Source organism: Agromyces sp. NPDC055520 (genome assembly GCF_053619715.1).
Genome location: NZ_JBSHJY010000057.1, coordinates 1 through 18,359, shown reverse-complemented (window position 1 = coordinate 18,359; position 18,359 = coordinate 1). Strand labels below are relative to the sequence as shown.

24 protein-coding genes and 1 tRNA gene are annotated in these 18,359 nt (G+C 70.2%); 16 read left to right on the top strand and 9 right to left on the bottom strand.

Going from position 1 to position 18,359, the window contains the following annotated elements:
- Nucleotides 1–118 precede the first annotated feature (118 nt).
- Entirely contained in the window at nucleotides 119–625 is a 507-nt protein-coding gene (locus ACWGST_RS15695; protein ID WP_452047599.1) for an amino-acid N-acetyltransferase, read from the top strand.
- Nucleotides 626–763: 138 nt separating this feature from the next.
- Nucleotides 764–1,393 (top strand): hypothetical protein, encoded by a 630-nt coding sequence (locus tag ACWGST_RS15690; protein ID WP_452047598.1) that lies wholly within the window; start codon nucleotides 764–766, stop codon nucleotides 1,391–1,393.
- A 7-nt stretch (nucleotides 1,394–1,400) separates the two neighbouring features.
- Here the strand turns inward: ACWGST_RS15690 and ACWGST_RS15685 are convergent, their stop codons facing one another.
- The gene (locus tag ACWGST_RS15685; RefSeq protein ID WP_452047597.1) at nucleotides 1,401–1,703 is read right to left on the bottom strand and encodes a hypothetical protein; all 303 of its coding nucleotides are present in this window, start codon (nucleotides 1,701–1,703) and stop codon (nucleotides 1,401–1,403) included.
- A gap of 181 nt (nucleotides 1,704–1,884) precedes the next feature.
- Between ACWGST_RS15685 and ACWGST_RS15680 the strand changes: the two genes are divergently transcribed.
- A complete protein-coding gene (locus tag ACWGST_RS15680) occupies nucleotides 1,885–2,295 on the top strand; it encodes a dehydrogenase (RefSeq protein ID WP_452047596.1) in 411 nt (136 codons plus the stop codon).
- A 55-nt stretch (nucleotides 2,296–2,350) separates the two neighbouring features.
- Here the strand turns inward: ACWGST_RS15680 and radA are convergent, their stop codons facing one another.
- A complete protein-coding gene (radA, locus tag ACWGST_RS15675) occupies nucleotides 2,351–3,715 on the bottom strand; it encodes a DNA repair protein RadA (protein ID WP_452047595.1) in 1,365 nt (454 codons plus the stop codon).
- A 47-nt stretch (nucleotides 3,716–3,762) separates the two neighbouring features.
- On the opposite strand from radA, the gene ACWGST_RS15670 reads away from it, so the two are divergent.
- Entirely contained in the window at nucleotides 3,763–4,971 is a 1,209-nt protein-coding gene (locus tag ACWGST_RS15670) for a flavin-containing monooxygenase (protein ID WP_452047601.1), read from the top strand.
- Here ACWGST_RS15670 and ACWGST_RS15665 read toward each other — a convergent pair.
- Nucleotides 4,949–5,785 (bottom strand): SGNH/GDSL hydrolase family protein, encoded by an 837-nt coding sequence (locus tag ACWGST_RS15665; RefSeq protein WP_452047594.1) that lies wholly within the window; start codon nucleotides 5,783–5,785, stop codon nucleotides 4,949–4,951. The two genes, ACWGST_RS15670 and ACWGST_RS15665, sit on opposite strands and share 23 nt — an antisense overlap.
- A gap of 109 nt (nucleotides 5,786–5,894) precedes the next feature.
- On the opposite strand from ACWGST_RS15665, the gene ACWGST_RS15660 reads away from it, so the two are divergent.
- The 3 genes from ACWGST_RS15660 (at nucleotide 5,895) to ACWGST_RS15650 (ending at nucleotide 8,643) form a co-directional block, all read left to right on the top strand.
- Nucleotides 5,895–5,984 (top strand) — tRNA-Ser (locus tag ACWGST_RS15660).
- Between the two features lie 145 nt (nucleotides 5,985–6,129).
- Nucleotides 6,130–8,484: an arylsulfatase gene (locus tag ACWGST_RS15655; RefSeq protein WP_452047593.1), complete on the top strand. Its 2,355-nt coding sequence runs from the start codon at nucleotides 6,130–6,132 to the stop codon at nucleotides 8,482–8,484.
- Between the two features lie 33 nt (nucleotides 8,485–8,517).
- On the top strand, nucleotides 8,518–8,643 hold the full coding sequence (locus tag ACWGST_RS15650) for a hypothetical protein (protein WP_452047592.1): 126 nt from the start codon (nucleotides 8,518–8,520) through the stop codon (nucleotides 8,641–8,643).
- A 42-nt stretch (nucleotides 8,644–8,685) separates the two neighbouring features.
- On the opposite strand, the gene ACWGST_RS15645 is transcribed toward ACWGST_RS15650, so the two are convergent.
- On the bottom strand, nucleotides 8,686–9,054 hold the full coding sequence (locus ACWGST_RS15645; RefSeq protein ID WP_452047591.1) for a three-helix bundle dimerization domain-containing protein: 369 nt from the start codon (nucleotides 9,052–9,054) through the stop codon (nucleotides 8,686–8,688).
- Between the two features lie 217 nt (nucleotides 9,055–9,271).
- On the opposite strand from ACWGST_RS15645, the gene ACWGST_RS15640 reads away from it, so the two are divergent.
- Nucleotides 9,272–10,075, top strand: a complete 804-nt coding sequence (locus ACWGST_RS15640; RefSeq protein WP_452047590.1) for an acetoin reductase — start codon at nucleotides 9,272–9,274, stop codon at nucleotides 10,073–10,075.
- Nucleotides 10,076–10,104: 29 nt separating this feature from the next.
- Here the strand turns inward: ACWGST_RS15640 and ACWGST_RS15635 are convergent, their stop codons facing one another.
- On the bottom strand, nucleotides 10,105–11,181 hold the full coding sequence (locus ACWGST_RS15635) for a DNA polymerase IV (protein ID WP_452047589.1): 1,077 nt from the start codon (nucleotides 11,179–11,181) through the stop codon (nucleotides 10,105–10,107).
- A gap of 113 nt (nucleotides 11,182–11,294) precedes the next feature.
- On the opposite strand from ACWGST_RS15635, the gene ACWGST_RS15630 reads away from it, so the two are divergent.
- From ACWGST_RS15630 to ACWGST_RS15615, 4 genes are all read left to right on the top strand, one after another.
- Entirely contained in the window at nucleotides 11,295–11,834 is a 540-nt protein-coding gene (locus ACWGST_RS15630; protein WP_452047588.1) for a GNAT family N-acetyltransferase, read from the top strand.
- A gap of 37 nt (nucleotides 11,835–11,871) precedes the next feature.
- On the top strand, nucleotides 11,872–12,165 hold the full coding sequence (locus ACWGST_RS15625; RefSeq protein WP_452047587.1) for a DUF6412 domain-containing protein: 294 nt from the start codon (nucleotides 11,872–11,874) through the stop codon (nucleotides 12,163–12,165).
- Nucleotides 12,166–12,246: 81 nt separating this feature from the next.
- Complete coding sequence (locus tag ACWGST_RS15620) at nucleotides 12,247–13,035, top strand: YidC/Oxa1 family membrane protein insertase (protein ID WP_452047586.1); 789 nt, start codon at nucleotides 12,247–12,249, stop codon at nucleotides 13,033–13,035.
- Between the two features lie 106 nt (nucleotides 13,036–13,141).
- The gene (locus ACWGST_RS15615; RefSeq protein ID WP_452047585.1) at nucleotides 13,142–13,417 is read left to right on the top strand and encodes a GlsB/YeaQ/YmgE family stress response membrane protein; all 276 of its coding nucleotides are present in this window, start codon (nucleotides 13,142–13,144) and stop codon (nucleotides 13,415–13,417) included.
- Nucleotides 13,418–13,419: 2 nt separating this feature from the next.
- On the opposite strand, the gene ACWGST_RS15610 is transcribed toward ACWGST_RS15615, so the two are convergent.
- Nucleotides 13,420–14,160, bottom strand: coding sequence for a glutamine amidotransferase (locus ACWGST_RS15610; protein ID WP_452047584.1), 741 nt, complete (start codon nucleotides 14,158–14,160; stop codon nucleotides 13,420–13,422).
- Nucleotides 14,157–14,894: a LysR family substrate-binding domain-containing protein gene (locus ACWGST_RS15605; protein ID WP_452047583.1), complete on the bottom strand. Its 738-nt coding sequence runs from the start codon at nucleotides 14,892–14,894 to the stop codon at nucleotides 14,157–14,159. The genes ACWGST_RS15610 and ACWGST_RS15605 overlap by 4 nt, the downstream gene beginning before the upstream one ends.
- 133 nt (nucleotides 14,895–15,027) lie before the next feature.
- Between ACWGST_RS15605 and ACWGST_RS15600 the strand changes: the two genes are divergently transcribed.
- A complete protein-coding gene (locus ACWGST_RS15600) occupies nucleotides 15,028–15,408 on the top strand; it encodes a DUF5997 family protein (protein ID WP_452047600.1) in 381 nt (126 codons plus the stop codon).
- On the opposite strand, the gene ACWGST_RS15595 is transcribed toward ACWGST_RS15600, so the two are convergent.
- Entirely contained in the window at nucleotides 15,405–16,064 is a 660-nt protein-coding gene (locus tag ACWGST_RS15595) for an alpha/beta hydrolase (RefSeq protein WP_452047582.1), read from the bottom strand. The genes ACWGST_RS15600 and ACWGST_RS15595 overlap by 4 nt on opposite strands.
- Before the next feature lie 35 nt (nucleotides 16,065–16,099).
- Here ACWGST_RS15595 and ACWGST_RS15590 point away from each other — a divergent pair, with 35 nt between their 5' ends.
- Nucleotides 16,100–16,681: an NUDIX hydrolase family protein gene (locus ACWGST_RS15590; RefSeq protein WP_452047581.1), complete on the top strand. Its 582-nt coding sequence runs from the start codon at nucleotides 16,100–16,102 to the stop codon at nucleotides 16,679–16,681.
- 64 nt (nucleotides 16,682–16,745) lie between these two features.
- Here ACWGST_RS15590 and ACWGST_RS15585 read toward each other — a convergent pair whose 3' ends face one another.
- A complete protein-coding gene (locus ACWGST_RS15585) occupies nucleotides 16,746–17,249 on the bottom strand; it encodes an N-acetyltransferase family protein (RefSeq protein ID WP_452047580.1) in 504 nt (167 codons plus the stop codon).
- A 71-nt stretch (nucleotides 17,250–17,320) separates the two neighbouring features.
- Between ACWGST_RS15585 and ACWGST_RS15580 the strand changes: the two genes are divergently transcribed.
- Nucleotides 17,321–17,821, top strand: a complete 501-nt coding sequence (locus tag ACWGST_RS15580; protein ID WP_452047579.1) for a helix-turn-helix transcriptional regulator — start codon at nucleotides 17,321–17,323, stop codon at nucleotides 17,819–17,821.
- Between the two features lie 10 nt (nucleotides 17,822–17,831).
- Nucleotides 17,832–18,242, top strand: a complete 411-nt coding sequence (locus tag ACWGST_RS15575) for a VOC family protein (protein ID WP_452047578.1) — start codon at nucleotides 17,832–17,834, stop codon at nucleotides 18,240–18,242.
- Nucleotides 18,243–18,359 lie beyond the last annotated feature (117 nt).

Sequence of the window (18,359 nt, the reverse complement as noted above, 5' to 3'; positions counted from 1 at the left end):
CTCCTGGTTGCCGGATCAGGGGATTCTGGCGACACGCCGCTGGTGCGCATGCCGTCGGCGGCGCGTCGTCAGAATCCCCTGAACGGGCAACGCCCGAGCGCGGCAATACGATGGCAGGATGAGCGAGTTCCACGTGCGCCGGGCGCGCACGAGCGATGTGCCGAAGATCATCGAGTTGGTGGAGCCACTCGTGCAGCGACGCATCCTGCTCGGCAAGGAGCGCGTCGACCTCTACGGCGCCGTGCAGGAGTTCCGGGTCGCCGAGACCGACGACGACCACCGCCTCGTCGGCGCGGGGGCGCTGCACGTCATGTGGGAGGACCTCGGCGAGGTGCGCACCCTCGCCGTCGACGACGCCTGGCTCGGCCACGGCGTCGGCCACGCGCTGCTCACGACCCTCGAGCACGAGGCAAGGGAGCTCGGCCTCGACCGGCTCTTCTGCCTGACCTTCGAGACCGATTTCTTCGGCCGGCACGGGTTCGTCGACATGGGCGACGAGACCGTCGACCCGGCCGTCTACGCCGAGCTCGTGCGCTCGCACGACGAGGGCGTCGCCGAGTTCCTCGACCTCGCACGCGTGAAGCAGAACACGCTCGGCAACACGCGCATGCTGAAGCTGCTCTGACCCTGCCCCGACCCCGACCCCGACCCCGACGGCGACGGCGACGGCGACGGCGACGCGAGGCTGAAGGTTCGCTGAACCCGGTTCCGGCACGCCGAGCGGATGCCGCGGGCTGAGGCCGCCCGGTCGTACCCTGTGTGCATGTCGACGAACACACCGACCGGGCGGCAGTCGCCGCAGGTGTACCGTCGTCGGCGGATCGTCGTGCTGATCGGGCTGCTCGCGGTGATCATCGCGATCGTGCTGATCATCGTGCGCCCGGGGTCGAGCGAGGGCGACGAGAAGAGCGCGGGTGCAACGTCGAGCTCGCCGCCGTCGGCCCCCGAGACCACCTCGATCCCGACCGAGCCGACCGCGGCCGACGGCGACCCGTGCGCGCCCGAGAACGTCACGGTCGAGGCCGTCACCGACAAGTCGTCGTACGAGGCGGGCGAGCAGCCGCAGCTCGCGGTCACGATCACGAACGTCGGCAAGAACGTCTGCGTGCTGAACGCCGGCACGGCGGCACAGGTCTTCACCATCACGAGCGGCTCCGAGCAGTACTGGATCTCGACCGACTGCCAAGTCGACGCCATCGACGCCGAGGTCTCGCTGACGCCCGGCACGCCGGTGAGCTCGAGTGTGCCCATCATCTGGGATCGCACGCGTTCGACCCCCGAGACGTGCAATGGCGCCCGTGAGACCGTGCCCGCCGGCGGCGCCTCGTACCACCTCGCGGTGACGGTCGACGGCTTCGAATCCGCCGAGCAACGCCAGTTCCTGCTCTACTGAGCCTGCTCTACCGACGTTGCTCCGCCGAGCCGGGCCCGCCGCCTTGGCGGTGCGGGTAGCCGGCGAACGCCGGGGCAGACGATGCGGGCGGGTCGAAGCGCACGAACTCGTTGGCCGCCTCGAGCGACGTCGCCGACGACATGAGCTGTTGATCGGCCGGGTCGAGCGCCCATTTGACGACGAGGTACACGTCACCGCGCTTGATGTCGCGGTAGCGGCGGATGATCGCCTTCGGCACGGCCGGGTCGTTGCGCATGCACAACCAGGTGTCGCCGTCGAACCGGATCGGCTTCGGGAGGGTGCTGGCCATCTGGCTCCTTCGGGAGGAGCGCGCCGGCCCGCGCGATCGTACTGTTCCACTGTATGCGCCGGCGCCGTGGGGTCAACGAGAACGCCGTCGTCTTCGTCGACACCTCGGACCCTCACGGTCCGGCACAGACAGCTTAGGTGGCTTTGCGCAGAAGTCCACATCCGCTCGGTACCCTTGTGAAATGGCAGGAAAGGCACGACGGAAGCAGGCGGCCGCGCCGGTCGAGTTCCGCTCGCAGGCGCTCGCAGAAGCCCTCGAGCGGCAGGATGTCGCGGCAGTTGCGTTGGCGCTTCGCCACGGCAATACCGTGGTGCCGCTCATCGCGCCCGGCCCGCGCGACAAGCCGCTCGACGGCGGCGAGGTGTGGACCTACCGTGACGCGAAGACCGGCGAGGTCGCCCTGCTGCTCTTCAGCGATGCGGCGAACAAGCCCGAGAACCTGCCACCCGCGGTGGGGCTGCAGAGCCCGGCGTGGTTGCGCACCTTCTTGAAGCGCTACGAGTCGACGATCACGACCGTCTTCCTCGACATCGCGGGGCCGCATCCGATGCAGGCGCCGCCGAGCGAGCTGCTGAAGGCACTCGAGGCGTAGCGCCCGGCGCAGATCAGACGGCGCAGATCAGCCGGCGCAGACCAGACGTCGCCGATCAGAACGCGGCGTCGAGCTCGGGCTCGCGCGGGCCGGTCGACGCCATCATGGCCTGCTGCACGGCCGCGGCGACGCTGCCGGCTTCGACGTCGAGGATCGTCGTGTAGCCGAGCCGCCGTGCCTCGGCACCGCGTTGCTTGGCCGCGGAGACGGGGCGCACCTCGCCGGCGAGGCTGATCTCGCCGAACGCCGCGAGTTCGTGCGGCACCGCTCGGTCGCGCATGGCCGAGGCGATGGCGACGGCGATCGCGAGGTCGGCGCCGGGTTCGGCGAGGCGTACGCCGCCGACCGTGGAGACGTAGACGTCGTGTTCGCCGAGGCCCTTCAGCGCGGCCCGGCGTTCGAGCACCGCGATGATCATGGCGACGCGCGAGGGGTCGACGCCGTTGACGACCCGGCGCGGTTGCGGGGCCTTCGTGGACACGACGAGCGCCTGCACCTCGACCGGCAGCGCCCGCCGGCCCTCGAGGGCGACGGTCACGCACGTGCCGCTCACGGCGCTGCGGCCGCTCGAGAGGAAGAGGCCCGAGGGGTCGGGCACCTCGGCGATGCCCTCGCCGGTCATCTCGAAGCAGCCGACCTCGTCGGTCGGGCCGAAACGGTTCTTGAGCGCGCGCACGAAGCGCAGCGCGGTCTGCCGGTCGCCCTCGAACTGGCAGACGACGTCGACGAGGTGCTCGAGCAGGCGGGGGCCGGCGATCGAGCCGTCTTTCGTGACGTGGCCGACGAGCAGCACCGGCAGCTGTCGCTCTTTCGCGACGCGGATGAGTGTCGAGGCGACCTCGCGCACCTGGCTCGGCTGCCCGGGCAGGCCGTCGGAGAGCGACGAGGAGACCGTCTGCACGGAGTCGATGATGAGCAGCGCCGGGCGGATGGCGTCGACCTGGCCGAGGATCGTCGCGAGGTCGGTCTCGGCGGCCAGGAAGAGCTCGCTCTGCAGCGCGCCGGTGCGCCCCGCGCGAAGGCGCACCTGGGCGACCGATTCTTCGGCTGTGACGTAGAGCACCCGCCGGCCGCCCGCGGCGACGCGTGCCGCCACCTCGAGCAGCAGCGTCGACTTGCCCACGCCCGGCTCGCCCGACAGCAGGATCGCCGCCCCGGCGACGATGCCGCCGCCGAGCACGCGGTCGAACTCGCCGATGCCGCTCGGTCGGTGCGCCGCGTCTTCGGTCTGCACGTCGAGGATCGATCGCGCCGTGCGCGCTTCGCCGAGTTGCACGGCCTGTACCGCGCGCACGATGCCGGTGGCTTCGGCCACGTCGACGACGGTGCCCCACTGCTGGCACTCACCGCATCGGCCGGCCCACTTGAGGGTGCTCCAGCCGCACTCGGAGCAACGGAACGTGGAGGAGGAGCGGGCCATGCCCCGAGACTAGCCGCGGCCGCCGACACGAGCGTAACGTGAGCGGCATGCGGGCAGATGTCGACGTGCTCGTCATCGGAGCCGGGCAGGCCGGGCTCGCGGTCAGTCACGGGCTCGCAGCATCCGGCGTCGATCACGTCGTGCTCGAGCGGGATCGCCCGGGCGCTGCCTGGGCGGCGCGCTGGGACGGCTTCCGTCTCGTCACCCCGAATCACACCATCCGACTGCCGGGCGGCGAGTACCGGGGGGACGACCCCGGGGGCTACCTCGATCGCGACGAGATCGGAGCGCACCTGCGCGACTATGCGAACTCGTTCGCCGCGCCCGTCGAGGAGGGAACCGACGTCCGGCTGCTTCGAGGCGAAGGCGGCGGCTTCGTCGCCGAGACGTCGGCGGGCGGCATCCGGGCCCGTCGCGTCGTGGTGTGCACCGGCGCCTACCAGCGCGAGCATCGACCCGCGTTCGTCGGCGAGATCGAGCAGGCGGTGCCCGTCGTCGCGGCGACGGCGTACCGTTCGCCCGACGCACTGCCCGGTGGCGCGGTGCTCGTCATCGGGGGCGGCCAGTCGGGCTGCCAGATCGCCCACGAGCTCGTGCACGCGGGTCGTGAGGTCGTGCTCGCCGCGAGCCGGGCGCCCGCGATGCCGCGTCGCGTCGACGGGCGCGACATGATCGACTGGCTGAGCGACCTCGGCTTCTTCGAGGAGACTCTCGCCGACATGCCGTCGCCCGCGGTGCGGAATGCCTCGAACCCGCTCATCTCCGGTGCGAACGGCGGGCACGAGGTCGACCTCCACTCGCTCGCCGCTGCCGGGGTCGAGCTGATCGGCCATATCACCGGCGTCGCCGGCGCACGGGTGGAGGCCGCCGACGACCTCTCCGATTCGGTCGACTTCGGCGATGACGTGTTCCGCGCGGTCTGCGCGGGGATCGGGCGCCTGTGCGCGTCGCGAGGCCTCCCGGTGCCCGAGCTGCCCGAGCCGCCCGGCACCGAACTCGTCGCCGCCTCCCCGCCGCTCCTCGGCGATCTCGGAGTGGTGGTCAACGCGGTGGGGTTCCGCCCCGACTACGGCTGGATCGCGATGACGGGGATCGTCGACGACATGGGCTTCCCGCTGCAGGAGGACGGCGTGAGCACCCGCGAGCCGGGGTTGTTCTTCGTCGGCGTGCCCTGGATGCGGACGCGCAAGTCGCCGCTGCTGCTCGGAGTCGGCGAGGACGCCGACCTCGTCGTCAGGCGGCTCGTCGCTCGGTGATGCGCTCGAACGAGCTCATCGATTCGCGGCGACGCGACCGCAGCACCGCCGCGACGGCCGGCCGGAACGCCTCGGCCCAGACCGCGTAGCCGTGATCGTTCGGGTGGAACATGTCGCGCGCGAACTGCGTCAGGATGCCGCGCAGGCCCTGGCGCCGGGTGAGCTCGTGCAGCGGCGCCACGACGAGTCCGTACTCGCGGGCGGCGGCGCGCAGCATCCGGTTCGCCTCGGCGACCTTGCGCTCGTGATGCGGCAGATGGAAGCACGGCAGGTCGGCCACGACGGCGTGCAGCGGCAGTTCCGCGAAGATCGAGCGGATGTCTCGGGCGAACCGCTCGGGGTTCCACTCGGCGATGTCGTTGGCGCCGATCGAGACCGTGACGACGTCCGGCCGGTCGCCGCGGCTCCGCAGCTCGCGGAGCTTCGGCAACTGGTCGCGCACCGCGAGTGCGGTCGTCGCGCCCGAGACGCTGAGGTTCACGACGCGCACGCTCTGCCCGGTCGACTCGCGCAGTTCATCGGCGATCCGCCCGACGTAGCTGCGGTCGGGTCGGGAGGCGCCGATGCCCTGCGCGGCGCTGTCGCCGATCGCGACGTAGAGCAGCTCGCCGTCGGCCTTCGCGTGCTCGCGCCACCACTTCGAGTGCACGGGCAGGGTGTCGTTCAGGGTCGACCGATTGGCGAGCATCCGCTCGCGGAACGGGCGCACGCCGACGTTGCCGAGCACCGTCGCCGCGGCGAGCCGGGCACCGGCGGAGACGCGCGGGCGCCGAGCCTCGGCACGGGCGAAGCTGGTGATGGGAGAGACGGTCACGAGCAGAACGTATTCTCGCGTGCTTCGCGTGAGCTGCATGTCGGCTGAGCGTGAGCTGAGGCATCCACTCGTTTTGGTGCTGGCGGCCTCGTCGTCTACCATTGCTCTCGGTACCGTGTCCGAGCGGCCGAAGGTGCAACTCTCGAAAAGTTGTGTGGGTGAAAGCCCACCGTGGGTTCAAATCCCACCGGTACCGCCATGAGAAAGCCCCTGATTCGTCAGGGGCTTTCCGCATTTCCGGCGAGGGTGTACGCACATGTCTTGTGCGCCGGAAGGCGACGCGCGTAGCCTCGGGATGACTCGCCGAACCGCTGTTCGGTGGGCGCCACGGGCTGGGGGAAGTCATGGCCGAGCAGTTCAGTGGAATCGTCAACGTCGACATCCGCGATTCGCAACCCGACTGGGCGCCGTTCGAGCCGGCGAAGGCGCCCGACGGCTCGCCGAACGTCGTGTACATCGTGCTCGACGACGTCGGATTCTCGGCGATGTCCGCCTACGGCGGGCCGATCGAGACCCCGAACATCGAACGCGTCGCCGCCGACGGTGTGCGGTACACGCAGTGGCACACGACGGCGCTCTGTTCGCCGACCCGGTCGTGCCTGCTGACGGGGCGCAACCACACCAGGAACAGCATGGCCTGCATCACCGAGGCGGCGATCGGCTTCCCGAACGCGAGCGGCACGATCCCCGCCGCGAACGGGATGCTCTCGGAGATCCTCGGCGAGCGCGGCTGGAACACCTACGCCGTCGGCAAGTGGCATCTCTGCCCCGACGACGAGATGAACGTCGCATCGACCCGGCGCAACTGGCCGAGCGGGCGGGGCTTCGAGCGCTTCTACGGATTCCTCGGAGCGGAGACGAACCAGTGGTATCCCGAGATCGTCTACGACAACCATCCCGTCGACCAGCCGAAGTCGCCCGAGGAGGGCTACCACTTCTCGGTGGACATCACCGACAAGGCCATCGAGTTCATCCGCGATGCGAAGGCCATCGCGCCCGAGAAGCCGTTCTTCCTCTACTACGCGCCCGGGGCCGCGCACGCCCCGCACCATGCTCCGAAGGAATGGGCCGACCGGTACGCGGGGAAGTTCGACATGGGCTACGAGGCCATGCGCGAGCAGACCCTCGCCCGGCAGAAGCAGCTCGGCGTCGTTCCGCAGGACACCGAGATCCCGCCGCTGAACCCCATCGGCACCCCCGAGACGAGAACGGGACCCGACGGCATCCCGTTCCCCGCCATGGACGAGACCAGACCATGGGACTCGCTCGCCGACGAGGAGAAGCGGCTCTTCGGGCGGATGGCCGAGGTGTACGCGGGATTCCTCTCGCACGCCGACCACCAGATCGGGCGTCTCCTCGACTACCTCGACGACATCGGGGAGCGGGAGAACACGATCGTCGTGGTCGTCTCCGACAACGGCGCGAGTGGCGAGGGCGGTCCGAACGGCTCGGTCAACGAGATGAAGTTCGTGAACGGAATGCCCGACGACATGGCGCAGAACCTGTCGATGCTCGACGAGCTCGGCGGCGTCGACACGTACAACCACTACCCGAACGGGTGGGCGATGGCCTTCAACACCCCGTTCAAGATGTGGAAGCGGTACGAGTTCAACGGCGGCACGTGCGATCCGTGCATCATCTCCTGGCCGGCCGGGTCGACCGCCCGCGGTGAGATCCGCGACCAGTACCACCATGCCGTCGACATCGTGCCGACGATTCTCGACGTGCTCGGCGTCGAGCCGCCCGAGCGCATCAAGGGCCACGAGCAGAGCACGTTCGACGGCGTGAGCATGCGCTACTCGCTCGACGACGCGGCCGCGCCGACGACGCGTCGGACGCAGTTCTACTCGATGCTCGGCTCACGCGCGATCTGGCACGACGGCTGGAAGGCCATCACGACCCACCCGACGCTCAGCGGGTGGAGCCACTTCAACGACGACGAGTGGGAGCTCTACCACACCGAGGTCGACCGGGCGGAGTTGCACGACCTCGCCGCCGAGCACCCCGAGAAGGTGCGGGAGCTCGTGAACCTCTGGTTCGCCGAAGCCGGCCGGAACCAGGCGTTCCCACTCGACGACCGCTCGGCGCTCGAGATCATCCTGACGCCCCGCCCGGTGCTCTCGCCGCCGCGCGAACGGTACGTGTACTTCCCCGATACCGCCGACGTGCCCGAGTCGCAGTCCGTGAACATCCGCAATCGCTCCTTCGTGATCGGCGCACTCGTCGATCTCCCGGCGCCTGGCGCGGAGGGGGTGCTCTTCGCACAGGGCTCCCGGTTCGGCGGGCATGCGCTGTACGTGAAGGACGGGCGACTCCACTACGTCAACAACTTCGTCGGAGCGCTCGAGCAGAGAGTCGACGCGACCGAGGATCTTCCGACCGGGCAGAACCTGATCCTCGCCGCGTCCTTCGAGAAGGAGGGCGAAGAGGGTCACGTGGCGACGGGCACGCTCACACTCTTCTACGGGGAGCGAGCGGTGGGCGACGGGCCCATTCGCACCCAGCCGGGCAAGTTCTCGCTCGCCGGCGAAGGGCTCGCGGTGGGACGCGACAGCGGTGCCCCCGTCACCGACGACTATCCGGGCACCGCCCCGTGGGCGTTCACCGGCGGAGTCATCCGCCGGGTGCGAGTCGATGTCAGCGGCGAGCCCTTCATCGACCTCGAGCGCGAGGCTCAGGGCATGCTCATGCGTGAATGAACCTCACTATTCACGCATGATCGAGGATCCATCATGCGAGGAACCAAGACGTCCGCACTTGACGCCGACGCGCTCGCCGAGCAGCAGGCCGCGATCCAGGAGGCGGTCGACAAGGTCAAGACCGTGTGCGTCGAACCCTCTGCGCCCGCGGGGTATTGAGCCCGCGACGGGCGAAGCGCCTCGTACCCGGGTGGTGGTGACTCAGCTCGGCCCGCCCCCGAGGTCGCCGAAGAGGAACCCCGATCGGCGCTCGCGCGCGAGGCGCTCGATCTCCATGGGGTCGAGTTCGACGGCGTCGTCGGCCGCGTCGCCCGGCACGATGTCGGCGAGGATCGCGTCGCCCAGCGCCGCATCGGCGAGTACCGGCGCCGCCATCGCCTCCTGCTTCAGGCGCTGCTTCGCGGTGCGCTCGACGAGCACGGGCACGAAGTCGCGTATGGGATTGCCCTCGAGCTCGACATGCGCCGCCTCGACGACGGCGGCGATGCGGTCTCGGGGCAGATCGGGGAACCGGCCGACGAGCCGGTCGATCACCTCGCCGACGGCACGTGCTTCCTCCGCGTGATCCATGTCGCCAGTCTCGCTTGCGCGGAGTGTTGCAGCAAGACGCAGCCATCCGCCGGTTCATCCGATCGGCGTGTGATTTATATGCAAAGGAATATAAACCCTGGGTTCGCGTTGACATGAGAGAGGGCTGGACTACAGGCCAGCAGGCATCGAAGCACCAGCTCGCGTGACATCGCCGCGGCCGGCGTCGCTCGAGAATTGCGATGAGACGGAGAGAGACATGACTGTTCAAGACGACATGACTGTTCAAGACAAGGTCGCACTGGTCACCGGAGCCGGGCAGGGGATCGGACGCGGCATCGCGCTTCGCCTCGCCGCCGACGGCTTCGACGTGGCGATCGCCGACATCGAACCCCAGCGCGAGAAGGGTGAGGCCGTCGTCGCCGAGATCGAGCAACTCGGTCGCAAGGCGATCTTCGTCGCGGCCGACGTCTCGAAGAGGGAACAGGTCGTCGCCGCAGTCGATGCCGCCGCCGAACAGCTCGGCGGTTTCGACGTGATCGTGAACAACGCCGGCATCGCGCAGATCAAGCCCATCCTCGGCATCACCGAGGAAGAGCTCGATCAGGTCTGGAGGATCAACACCAACAGCGTGGTCTGGGGCATCCAGGCAGCCGCCGCCAAGTTCGAAGAGCTCGGCCACGGAGGCAAGATCATCTCCGCGGCATCCATCGCGGCCATTCAGGGCTATCCGATCCTGAGTGCGTACTCGGCCTCGAAGTTCGCCGTCCGTGGATTCACGCAGGCGGCCGCGCAGGAGCTCGCGCCGAAGGGCATCACCGTGAACGCATACGGGCCCGGCATCGTCGGCACCGGCATGTGGGAGCTCATCGACGCCGAGCTCAGCAAGATCAACGGCAAGCCGATCGGCCAGAATCTCAAGGAGGCCGTCGAGGGCATCGCGCTCGGCCGCATCGAGACGCCTGAGGATGTCGCGAAGGTCGTGTCCTTCTTCGCCGGCCCCGACTCCGACTACGTCACCGGCCAGGTGCTGCTCGTCGATGGCGGCATGCTCTACAACTGAGTCGACGAACGGATTCGACGTCGACGGGCTCACCATCCACTGCGTGTGGGGGTGTGCCCGTCGCGGGCGTCATCGGGCATCGTCATCTCGGCCCGTAGCCCGAGCAGGCGGATGGGCCGCCCGGGTTCGAGCCGGTCGTGCAGGAGCTCCAGTGTCCGCTCCACGACGATGGCGCGGTCGAACGTCTCGGCGATCCTGCGCTGGAAGGTCTTGGTGATGAACGGCGCATAGCGCACCTTGAGCGTGAGCCCGATCACCGGCCGGCCCTCGGCGGCGACGTCGTCGAGCACGTGCCCCGCGAGCTCTCGCACGGCGCTCTCGATCTGCGCGGGCTCGGTGAGGTCGTGCTGGTAGGTCGTCTCCCGGCTGTGGCCGCGCGCGACCCAGGGCGTGTCGTCGACGACGTCGGAGCCGTCACCGCGGCCGAGTTCGGCGTACCACGGCCCCATGCGCGGGCCGAACTCGGCCACCAGGTCGTCGGGAGCCGTCGCCGCGAGCTCTGCGACCGTCGTGATGCCGAGCCCGGCGAGTCGACGCGAGATCTTCGAGCCGACACCCCACAGCTCGATCGTCGGCCGGTCGCCGATCACCTCGAGCCAGTTCTCGGCCGTGAGCCGGAACACCCCGCGCGGCTTGCCGAACCCCGTCGCGACCTTGGCGCGCACGAGCGTGTCGCCGATGCCGACACTGCAGTGCAGTCGCGTGCGGTCGAGCACCGACCGCTGGATCCGCGCGGCGTACGCCTCGGGGTCGTCGGTCTCGACGCCGACGAACGCCTCGTCCCAGCCGAGCACCTGCACGATCGCGGCCGGCTGCAGGCGCAGGGTCGCCATCACCCGAGCGGATGCCTCGGCATACGCCTCCGCGTCGACCGGCAGGATCACCGCATCAGGCGCCTTTCGCGCGGCGATGCGCAGCGGCATGCCCGAGCCCACTCCGAACTCGCGCGCCTCGTACGACGCGGTCGAGACCACCGCGCGCTCGGTCGGGTCGCCGCGGCCCCCGACGATGACGGGCTTGCCCGCGAGCTCGGGCCGCCGCAGCACCTCGACGGCCGCGACGAACTGGTCGAGGTCGACGTGCAGCACCCAGGCTGTGCGGCTCATCCCACCAGTCTGCACCGGCCGGCATCCCGTCTGCACTGATCGGCGCGGTGTTAGCGTGGATGCCCCGGCCACGCGGCATCCATCGCCCGGCCCTGAACGAAAGCTGGCGGTTCGTGCAGCAACCGGTCGATCTCGGCGACGGCATCGTCTTCCGCGAACTGCGGCCCGGCGACGGCCCGGCGCTCGCCGCCGCCTACTCCCGCAATCGCGAGCATCTGGCTCCGTGGGAGCCGGCCCGCAGCGAGGGGTTCTTCGAGGTCGAGACGCATCGCCGCGACGTCGAGGCGGCGATCACCCGATTCGAGGCGGGCCTCGTGGTGCCGTTCGTGATCACTGACGGCGACGAGATCGTCGGCCGGGTGAACCTCTCGGACATCGTGCGCGGGGTGTTCCAGAACGCCCACCTCGGGTATTGGGTCGATGCGCGCTACACAGGTCGCGGCATCGCGACGATGGCGGTCGGACTCGCCGTGCACGCGGCGCGCGGCATCGGCCTGCACCGGGTGCAGGCCGGCACGCTCGTGCACAACGCCGCGTCGCAGGCCGTGCTCGTCCGCAACGGCTTCGAGCGGTTCGGCCTCGCCCGCCGCTACCTGTGCATCGCGGGCGAGTGGCAGGACCACGTGATGTTCGAACGACTGCTCGACGAGTGAGCGGCCGCGGCCGCCACGGTGTTAGCGTGGAGCAGACATGATCGAACTCCTCATCGCGCTGTTCCGCATCGCGCAGGCCTCTCTCGAGGTCGCGCTCGCGTCGAACGCGCAGGTCTCGATCGTGCTGCTCGGCGTCGTCGGCGCTGCAGCGGTCGCCGTGGTCGTCGTCGCCTGCGAGTCGCTGCCCGCGCTCGTCGCGGCCGACGCGAGCGGCGCGGCCACCCGGTTCCGGCAGACGGCCGACCCGTGGCGACTCCTCGCACAGAGCGACCCCGATGCACCGGGGCGCGCGCGGCCCAGGGCGCCGGGCGGCGCCGTCGCGGCCGCGTAACGCACGCGCAGCGTCGGCGAACGCTCGGCGTGCCTCGCGGCCAGACGGATCCAGCCATCCCTCGACCGCAAGGAACACTCCATGGACCTCTACGCCTTCCCGCCCATCGCGGGCCTCCTCGACGGCGCGCACACCGCGCTCATCACCCTCGCCGCCCTGCTCCAACCCGTCATCGGTGTCGCGAGCGCCGCGGCGGCCGTCGTGCTCGTCACGCTGCTCGTGCGCGCCGCACTCATTCCCGTCGGCGTCTCGCAGGCGAAGGCGGAGCAGACCCGCTCACGTCTCGCGCCGAAACTCGCGGCGCTGCAGAAGCAGCACAAGCAGAACCCCGAGCGACTGCAGCGCGAGACGATGAAGCTCTACGGCGACGAGGGCACGACGCCCTTCGCCGGCTGCCTGCCGATGCTCGTGCAGGCGCCGATCGTCGGCGTGATCTACGCGCTCTTCATCCTGCCCACGATCGCCGGGCACCCGAACGCGCTGCTCGAGCAGACCTTCTTCGGCGTGCCGCTCGGTTCGAGTCTCGCGGGCCAGATCGCGACGGGCACGCTGACACCCGGAGCGCTCGCCGTGTTCGGCGTCGTGATCGTGGGCATCGCCGTGGTCGGCGAGCTCACCCGTCGTGCGTTCCGGCCGTCGGCCGCGGCGCCCGCCGCGCCTGCCCTGGCAACCGATGCCGCAGCCCCGAACCCGCTCGCAGGGCCGGGCATGGCCCGGGCGCTCGGTGCGCTGCAGTTCGTCACCGCCGTGATCGCGGTGTTCGTGCCGCTCGCCGCGGCGCTCTACCTGCTCGTCACGGTCGCGTGGACGCTCGGGCAACGGGTGCTGCTGCGCCGCCGTTTCCCGCTCGCGGGGGCGCGCACCGCGTGATCGGCGCTGCGCCGGCCCTCGATCGCATCGACGCCACGCGGGGCGCGGGGCTTGCGGTGACCCATCCGCAGTGGTTTCGTTGGGGTATCGAACGAAGGAGCACGCCATGAGTTTCCTCGCGTTTCTGATCCTCGGCCTCATCGCCGGAGCGATCGCCAAGCTGATCCTGCCCGGCAAGCAGGCGGGCGGCTGGTTCATGACCCTGCTGCTCGGCGTCGTCGGAGCCCTGCTCGGCGGCTGGATCGGCAGTGCCCTCTTCAACATCCCGATGGACAGGTTCTGGGATCTCGGCACCTGGCTCCTCGCCATCGCCGGGTCGATCATCGTGCTGCTGGTCTGGGGCCTCATCACGCGCGGGCGCAGCAAGAGCACGGCCGCCTAGCGTCAGCGCGCGTTCGCGAGTTCGGCGAAGCGCCGCAGCATCCGTTGCGGTTCGGTGACGGATGCCGCGGCCAACCGCTCGCCGACCGCGCGCAGTTCGCTCGCCGGAAAGTAGCCGTGGTGGCGATAGACCTGCGCGCGGGCGATGAAGTCGGTCGTGGACACCTCGGGGTGGAACTGCGTCGCGTAGACGTTCGTGCCGACCCGGTAGATCTGCACGGGACACGCCGCCGACGAGGCGAGCAGCACCGCGCCGTCGGGCAGCCGCTCGGTGGCCTCCTTGTGGCCGACGAGCGCGTCGAACCGCTCGGGCAGCGCCCCGACGAGCGGGTCGGTCATGCCCTCGGCCGTGAGCGTGATCTCGACCGCCTGGGCGTCTTCGCCGTGATCCGTGCCGACCTCTCCGCCGAGCAGCCGGGTGAGCACGCCGATGCCGTAGCACGTGAACAGCAGAGACGAGTCGGCGGCGAGCGCATACTCGGCGAGGCGCGCGAGGTCGGCCTCGACCCGGCGCTGCACCTCGTGCTTTCCCGTCTCGGGCGTCGTCACGTTGAACGGGCTGCCGCCGACGACGATGCCCGCGTAGTCGGCGAGTGAGACCTCGCCGAGCGGGTCGACGTCGAGCCGCACGTGCTCGAGTCGATCGGCGTCGACGCCCATGGCGCGGCGCACCGACTCGTATTCGGGGCCGACGGCCTCGACCTCGGGGCGTGCGGAGAGGAAGAGGAAGGGGCGTTCGCTCATCGACCTCTCCGACGGCTGCGCTGCGTGGCGCCGGAGCCGGGGCGGGGGGTCGGTCGGCCGCCCTTCGCACCGCCCTTCTGCGCCGTCGCGCCCTTCTGGCCCTTGCCCGTGCCGCCGCCCGACTTCGCGGCTGCGGCCCGGCGTTCGGCGGCGGCGAGCTTCGCCGCCTTCGCGGGCTTCATGGGCGGCGGGTCGTCGGCCGAGCCGCGCGAACTCTTGGCGCCGCGGCCGCGCACGACGGCCACGAACTGCTGGATGTCGGCGTCGTCGCGATCACGACGCCAGACGAGCGAGATCCGGGATGCCGCGGCATCCGTCACCGGAATCGCGACGACGTCTTTGCGGCGATACAGCCGCGCGACCGATTGCGGAACGATGGCGTGGCCGGTGCCGGCCGCGACGAGCTCGATCGTCATCGCGGCATCGCGCTGCACGGGGGCGAGCGGTTCGCCCTCGAGGTCGGCGAGCTCGAGTGACTCGGCCTCGGCGAGCGGGTGCTCCTTCGGCAGCACGACGACCGTGAGCTCCTCCCAGAGCGCAACCGAGTGCAGGCCCTCGGTGTCGACGGGCAGGCGCACGAAGGCGATGTCGGCCTCGCCGGACGCGAGCGCCTCGAGCTGGGCGGGCTCGTCGACGACGATCGCCTCGATGGGCAGGTCGGGGCGCAGTTCGTTCCACACCTTGAGCCACTTCGACGGGCTCACCCCGGCGACGTAGCGGAGTCGCAGTGTCACCCCGGCCCCCGTTCCCTGCAGGCCGTGTGCAGCCTGTTCCCAGCGTAGACGATGCCGGGGCCCGGCCCCGGTGGGCGGATCGGCCGAGAGAGGATACGGTGAGGGAGTGAGCCAGTCGAAGAACTCCCAGACCATGAAGGCGGAGACCGCAGCCAAGAAGCTCGGCATCCTCCTCGAGGCCGCGCCCGAGGAGTTCCGCGAGGGGCTCGTCACGCGCGACGAGCTCGCGGGGCTCATGGCCGAGCCGCCCGAGTGGCTCGAGGTGCTTCGCCGCGAGGGCCCGCACCCGCGCACCGTCGTCGCCGCGAAGCTCGGCATCTCGAACTCCGGTCTCGCCCGTGGCGGCGTGACCGACCCGCTCACGACGGCCGAGATCAAGGCGCTGCTCGAGGCCCCGCCCGCCTGGCTCGTCACCGAGCGCGCGACGCAGGCCGCTGTGCGCGCCGAGAAGATCAGGGTCGCCGAGCGCGACAAGGAGCGAGCCGCCCGCCGCAACGGCGGTTCGGGCGTCTAGCCCTCCTCGACCACCGGGGCGGCGTAGCGCTCGGCGAGGAACGCCGCGGCATCGGCGAGTTCGAGCTCCGACACCGAGTGCCCGAGGCCCTCGTAGATGCGCTCGTCGAGCGCCGAGTGCGCGGGCAGCCAAGCTTGCGTTCGGGCGACGGATGCCGCGGGGATCACCTCATCGACGGTGCCGCGCCCCCAGAACACGGGTGGCGAGAGCTGCGACATCCGCTCATCGCCGCCGCGGGTGCCCGGCAGAGCGAAGCCCGCGAGGCTGACCGCGAACGCGAAGCGCTCGGGCGCCCGCCGCAGCAGTTCGAGCGCCATCGCGCCGCCCTGCGAGAAGCCGAGCAGGCCCACGGCCTCGGCCTCGGGAGCGACGCGGTCGAGCCATTCGATGATCGCGGTGACCGCGGCATCCGCCCCCTCGATCGAGAACTCGACCCCCTCGTTCATGAGCGGGAACCAGGCGTGACCGTACCCCGTGAACGTCGGGGCGCGCAGCGACGCGACCGCCGGCGCGAGCGGAAGGTAGGGCGCGAGGCCGAACAGGTCGCCCTCGTTCGAGTTGTAGCCGTGCAGCAGCAACAGCAGCGGGCGGCCCTTCCGGTCGGCCGCGGAGGCCGACCACAACACCGCTTCGTCATCGATCTGCACGCTCGTCATGGGTAAACGCTATCGGTGTGGGGCAGAATCAAGGCATGAGCGTGCGCACCCCCGACCCGGACTGGAACCCCGACGACGAACCCGTCGTCAGGCCGCCGGCCAATCCCGGGTGGCTGAGCGACCTCGAGCTCGCCGAGGTGCGCGGCCGACTGCCGCTGCTCTACGTCGAGGCCGTGCCGGTGCGCGTCGACGGGCTCGGGCAGGTGACCGAGGTCGGCGTGCTGCTGCGCGCGAACGCCGTGGGTGAGATGACCCGCACGCTCGTGTCGGGCCGCGTCATGTACGGCGAGACGATCCGCGACGCGCTGTTCCGCCATCTCGAGAAGGACCTCGGGCCGATGGCGTTCCCGCTGCTGCCGGCGAGTTCGGTGCCGTTCAGCGTCGCCGAGTACTTTCCGCTGCCCGGCATCACGCCGTACACCGACGAGCGCCAGCACGCCGTGTCGCTCGCATTCGTGGTGCCGGTCACCGGCACCTGCGAGCCGCGCCAGGACGCGCTCGAGGTGACGTGGATGACGCCGGCCGAGGCCGTCAGCCAGAGTGTCGCCGCCGAGATGGAGGGCGGTCGGGGCACGCTCGTCAAGCAGGCGCTCGCCTCGGTGGGGGCGCTGCGCTGACGGGCGCTGCGCAGACGTGCGCTGCGCGGACGGGCGCTGAGCTGACGGGCGCTGCGCAGCGCGCTCAGCGCACGAAGCGCACTTCGTCGATCTCTTCGCCGAGGAAGGGCTGGCGCTGCGTCGCCCCGTCGAGGGCGAAGCCGTTGCGCTCGTAGAAGCGGTGGGCGCGCGGGTTGTCGGCGGCCACCCAGAGGTAGACCGCGTCATCGCCGACCGCCGCGTCGAACAGCTTCTTGCCGATGCCGGTGCCGTGGAACTCCTCGAGCACGTAGATGAAGAACAGCTCGCGGTCGCGCGGGGCGTCGTCGTCGCGGGCGGGGCCCGAACCGACGAACCCGACGATCTCGCCGTCGACGAGGGCCGCGAACTGGCGGTACTCGTCGCCGCGTGCCGCCATGTGGGTCCAGAGATCGGCCATGCGCCGGGGCGAGAGGTTCTCGAGGGCGGCCTTCGAGATCAGGTGGTCGTAGGTCTCGTGCCAGCACGTCGCGTGAACGCGGCCCAGGGCTTCCACGTCGGAGTCCCTGATGGGGCGAACGACGACATCGGCAACGACTTCGGTGCTCATGCCCCGAGACTAAGCCAGCATGCGCGCGGCGCGAAATCGAGCGGCGGATGCGCCGGTGCTAGCGTGGAGACATGACTCCGCAGGAGCTCGAGAACTTCGTTCATCTGCGTCGGGCCCGCGACCTGATCGATCGCGAGTACGCCAAGCCGCTCGATGTGCCCACCATGGCCGATCGTGCGTTCATGTCGCCGGCGCACTTCTCGCGCAGGTTCCGAGCCGCGTACGGCGAGACGCCCTACAGCTACCTGATGACGCGTCGCATCGAGCGTGCGATGGCGCTGCTGCGCGCGGGTGCCAGCGTCACCGACGCGTGCATGGCCGTGGGCTGTACGTCGCTCGGCTCGTTCAGCTCGCGGTTCACCGAGGTCGTCGGCGAGACGCCCACGTCGTACCGCAGCCGCGAGCACGCTGCGGTCAATGCCATGCCGCCGTGCGTCGCGAAGACCTACACGCGGCCGGTGCGCAACGCGTCGAAGGCGAGTGCGTCGGGCACGCCCGCATCGAACACGTCCGTATCGGGCAAGCCGGCATCGAGCAGAATCGAAGAAGCCGACGGTGACGCGGCGGCGTAGCGTCGCTGCCATGAACATCGCACTCCAGTACACGAATGTCACCGTCAGCGACGTCGACGAAGCGCTCGGCTTCTATCGCGACGTGCTCGGCCTCGAGGTGCAGAACGACGTGGCATCCGGCCGGTATCGCTGGGTCACGCTCGGCAGCCCCGTGCAGCCGGGCCTCGGTATCGTGATCTCCGAGCCGCATGCCGGCCGGTCGCCGGCCGACGGTGACGCCATGCAAGAACTCCTCGCGAAGGGCGTGTTGCCGATGCTCGTCTTCAGCACCGACGACGTCGACGCCCTGTTCGAGACCGTGCGCGCCTCGGGCGCCGAGGTGCTGCAGGAGCCGATCGACCAGGCGTGGGGACCCCGCGACTGCGCGTTCCGCGACCCGTCGGGCAACACCGTGCGCATCTCCCAGGCACTCGCAGCCTGAACTCGTCCGCTCTCGAGCGTGTCGGTCCCGAGCTTGTTCGGACCCTGAGCTTGTCGAAGGGCCACTGGGAATCAACGTCGAACATATGTGCGATGTCGGTGGGTCGTGAGAGTCTTC

Excerpts from the sequence above, each read along its gene's own strand:
- ACWGST_RS15680 (WP_452047596.1), top strand. The coding sequence starts at position 1,885 with ATGGCAGGAAAGGCACGACGGAAGCAGGCGGCCGCGCCGGTCGAGTTC.
- ACWGST_RS15590 (WP_452047581.1), top strand. The coding sequence starts at position 16,100 with ATGAGCGTGCGCACCCCCGACCCGGACTGGAACCCCGACGACGAACCC.
- ACWGST_RS15585 (WP_452047580.1), bottom strand. The coding sequence starts at position 17,249 with ATGAGCACCGAAGTCGTTGCCGATGTCGTCGTTCGCCCCATCAGGGAC.
- ACWGST_RS15655 (WP_452047593.1), top strand. The coding sequence starts at position 6,130 with ATGGCCGAGCAGTTCAGTGGAATCGTCAACGTCGACATCCGCGATTCG.
- ACWGST_RS15575 (WP_452047578.1), top strand. The coding sequence starts at position 17,832 with ATGAACATCGCACTCCAGTACACGAATGTCACCGTCAGCGACGTCGAC.
- ACWGST_RS15690 (WP_452047598.1), top strand. The coding sequence starts at position 764 with ATGTCGACGAACACACCGACCGGGCGGCAGTCGCCGCAGGTGTACCGT.
- ACWGST_RS15595 (WP_452047582.1), bottom strand. The coding sequence starts at position 16,064 with ATGACGAGCGTGCAGATCGATGACGAAGCGGTGTTGTGGTCGGCCTCC.
- ACWGST_RS15640 (WP_452047590.1), top strand. The coding sequence starts at position 9,272 with ATGACTGTTCAAGACGACATGACTGTTCAAGACAAGGTCGCACTGGTC.
- ACWGST_RS15670 (WP_452047601.1), top strand. The coding sequence starts at position 3,763 with ATGCGGGCAGATGTCGACGTGCTCGTCATCGGAGCCGGGCAGGCCGGG.
- ACWGST_RS15615 (WP_452047585.1), top strand. The coding sequence starts at position 13,142 with ATGAGTTTCCTCGCGTTTCTGATCCTCGGCCTCATCGCCGGAGCGATC.
- ACWGST_RS15650 (WP_452047592.1), top strand. The coding sequence starts at position 8,518 with ATGCGAGGAACCAAGACGTCCGCACTTGACGCCGACGCGCTCGCCGAG.
- ACWGST_RS15645 (WP_452047591.1), bottom strand. The coding sequence starts at position 9,054 with ATGGATCACGCGGAGGAAGCACGTGCCGTCGGCGAGGTGATCGACCGG.
- radA (WP_452047595.1), bottom strand. The coding sequence starts at position 3,715 with ATGGCCCGCTCCTCCTCCACGTTCCGTTGCTCCGAGTGCGGCTGGAGC.
- ACWGST_RS15580 (WP_452047579.1), top strand. The coding sequence starts at position 17,321 with ATGACTCCGCAGGAGCTCGAGAACTTCGTTCATCTGCGTCGGGCCCGC.
- ACWGST_RS15635 (WP_452047589.1), bottom strand. The coding sequence starts at position 11,181 with ATGAGCCGCACAGCCTGGGTGCTGCACGTCGACCTCGACCAGTTCGTC.
- ACWGST_RS15600 (WP_452047600.1), top strand. The coding sequence starts at position 15,028 with ATGAAGGCGGAGACCGCAGCCAAGAAGCTCGGCATCCTCCTCGAGGCC.
- ACWGST_RS15625 (WP_452047587.1), top strand. The coding sequence starts at position 11,872 with ATGATCGAACTCCTCATCGCGCTGTTCCGCATCGCGCAGGCCTCTCTC.
- ACWGST_RS15685 (WP_452047597.1), bottom strand. The coding sequence starts at position 1,703 with ATGGCCAGCACCCTCCCGAAGCCGATCCGGTTCGACGGCGACACCTGG.
- ACWGST_RS15620 (WP_452047586.1), top strand. The coding sequence starts at position 12,247 with ATGGACCTCTACGCCTTCCCGCCCATCGCGGGCCTCCTCGACGGCGCG.
- ACWGST_RS15695 (WP_452047599.1), top strand. The coding sequence starts at position 119 with ATGAGCGAGTTCCACGTGCGCCGGGCGCGCACGAGCGATGTGCCGAAG.
- ACWGST_RS15610 (WP_452047584.1), bottom strand. The coding sequence starts at position 14,160 with ATGAGCGAACGCCCCTTCCTCTTCCTCTCCGCACGCCCCGAGGTCGAG.